The 2,417-nt window shown below is 80.0% G+C and carries 1 protein-coding gene; it reads right to left on the bottom strand.

Annotation, left to right across the window (positions count from 1 at the left end; translation table 11 throughout):
- Positions 1-2,417, bottom strand: a 2,417-nt coding sequence (locus KBX39_RS28965) for an AMP-binding protein (protein ID WP_210873581.1), incomplete at both ends; no start/stop codon positions are given.

The following is a 2,417-nucleotide window of genomic DNA, read 5'->3' as shown; positions in this document are numbered from 1 at the left end:
GCAGGAGCCGGTCCCCCTCGGCGGTGGTGAGCCCGGCCAGCCGGCGGCGCAGCTCGGCGGCGTCCCGGTCGTCCGTGGCGTCGCCGGGCTCGGCCACGGGCCCGCGCCAGGCGGGGTGCGCGGCGTCGGCGTGGCCCGCCGGGCGGGCGAGCACGACCAGGTCGGCGCCGTCGTGGGCCACGTCGAACGCGGCGAGGTCGGCACGGACGGCCGCCGACGCGGTGCCCGCTGCGGGTCCGGTCGCCGCCGGCCCGCGCTCGGCGGGCGCGGTCGTGCCGACGAGCCGGGCCGGGTGACCGGCGGCCCGGCGGCGGGTGGCCAGGGCGTGCAGGGCGCCGACCGCCGAGGCGGCCCGTTCCCGGCCCGCGGCGCCCAGCAGGAGGGCGGAGGGCGCGAGGACGGTGAACGCGGCCCCCGGGTGTCGGCTCGCGGCGTCCAGCGTCGCGGCGAGGCCGAGCAGCCGGGCTGCGGCCTCGGCGTCGGCCAGGTCGTCGTCGCACGGGCAGAGGAAGACGGCGCCGAACGCCTCGTCGCCCGCCCGCTCGGCGGGCAGCGGAACGGCTTCCGCACCGGCGGAGGTGAGTTCGGCGGCCAGGTCCGCCAGGGCCGGGGCGGGCGTCGCGCCAGCGTGCAGCAGCCGCAGCCGGCGGGCGCGGTGCGCGGCGACGAGGTGCCGGGCCAGCGCGGCGCCGGTCGGTCCGTCGGCGCCGGTGACCAGGACGGGGCGCTCCGGGTCGGCCACGGTCGCCGGCCGTCCCGGCACGGTCGCCGGGGCGGGCACGAGGGCCGCGTGCCGGGCCGCCCCGGCCCGCAGGGCGACCTGCGCGGCGCCGGCGTCCACGACGGCGGGCAGCAGGGCGAGCGAGCGGTCCGCGGCGTCGTGGTCGACCAGCACGATCCGGTCCGGGTACGCGGCCTGCAGGCTGCGCCCGACCGCCCAGACGGCGCCGGCCGCCGGATCGGGCCCGGCCCACCCGGCGGCGTCGCCCCCGGCGGCGGCTCCCCCGGCGACGTCTCCCGCAGTGGCCTCGCCTGCGGCGGCGTCTTGCGCGGGGGCGTCGCCCGCGCTGCCGGCACCGCTCGTGCCGGGGCCGTTGGCCGCGTCGCCGGCCGGGCCGGTCAGCAGCATCAGCCGGGTGCCGGCGAAGCGGTCGTCGTCGAGCCAGCCACGCAACCGGTCGGCGAGGTCCGCCGCGTCGGCGTCGGCCGGCCCGGCCAGCAGCACCGTCACGTCGGGCGCGTCGGGAGTCTCGCGCAGGGTGGCCAGATCCCGGTGGGCCCGGAACCGCTCCCCCGGCGACGCCGCGCGCAGCGGCTCCACCAGCGGTTCGCTCCCGGCGCCGACGAGCGCCCAGCGGCGGGCCGGGGCGGCGGCGTCCTGCGCGGCCGCCGGGACGGGCGCCGCCACCGGCGGTACGGCCGCCAGGTCCAGCGGTCGCCAGGCGAGCAGGCTGAGCGCCTCGTGGTGGCTGCCGTTGACCGCCCGCAGCCGGGCCGGCCCGTCGAGCAGCAGCCGGCGGGTGACCTTGCCGGACGCGGTGCGGGGCACCTGCCCGATCTCGTACAGCGCCTCGGGGACCTTGTGGTAGCTGAGCCTCTCCCGGCAGGCCGCGTACCCGGCACGGGGGTCGAAGCCCTCCGGCCCCGGCACCACGAACGCCACCGGCACCTCGCCGAGCACCTCGTGCGGCCGGCCGGTCACCGCCACGTCGGCGACGCCGGGCACCGCGCGCAGCGCCTCCTCCACCTCGCCCGGGTGGATCTTCTCCCCGCCCCGGATGATCAGCTCCTGGTGGCGGCCGGTGACGAAGATGTTGCCGTCGGCGTCGCGGCGGGCCAGGTCACCGGTGCGGTACCAGCCGTCGCGCAGCGCGGCGGCGGTGACCTCCGGCAGGCCGTGGTAGCCGAGCATGACGCTCGGGCCGCTGACCCAGACCTCCCCCTCGGCGCCGGTCGGCACGTCCAGACCCGTCTGCGGGCTGACCAGGCGCACCTCGACGCCGGGCACCGCGCGCCCGCAGGAGCCCTCGACCCGGGGCTGCTCCGGCCGGGTGACGGCGATCGAGCCGCAGGTCTCCGTGCTGCCGTACGCGTCGAGCAACGGCGCGTCGAAGACCTCGTCGAACGCCCGCCGCAGCGCGCCGGTGGTGATCGCCCCGCCGACCAGGCAGACCCGCAGGGCCGGGGCGCGGAAGCCGGTCTCCCGGGCGGCGGTGACCAGGTGGTGGTACATGGCCGGCACACCGGCGAGCACTGTGGCCCCGTCCTCGTCGACCGCGCGCAGCACGTCGTCGGCGGAGAAGCCGTCGATGAGCCGGGCCGTGGCCCCGACCGCCGTCACGCTCAGCACGCACCCGATGTGGGAGAGGCTGTGGAACAGCGGCAGTGGCCAGACCACCCGGTCGGCGGCGGTGAGC

It is taken from the genome of Micromonospora sp. D75, assembly GCF_018070405.1.
Lineage (GTDB): Bacteria > Actinomycetota > Actinomycetes > Mycobacteriales > Micromonosporaceae > Micromonospora > Micromonospora chalcea.
Note: the sequence above shows the minus strand (reverse complement) of the source record. Positions and strands in the feature narration are given on the sequence as shown.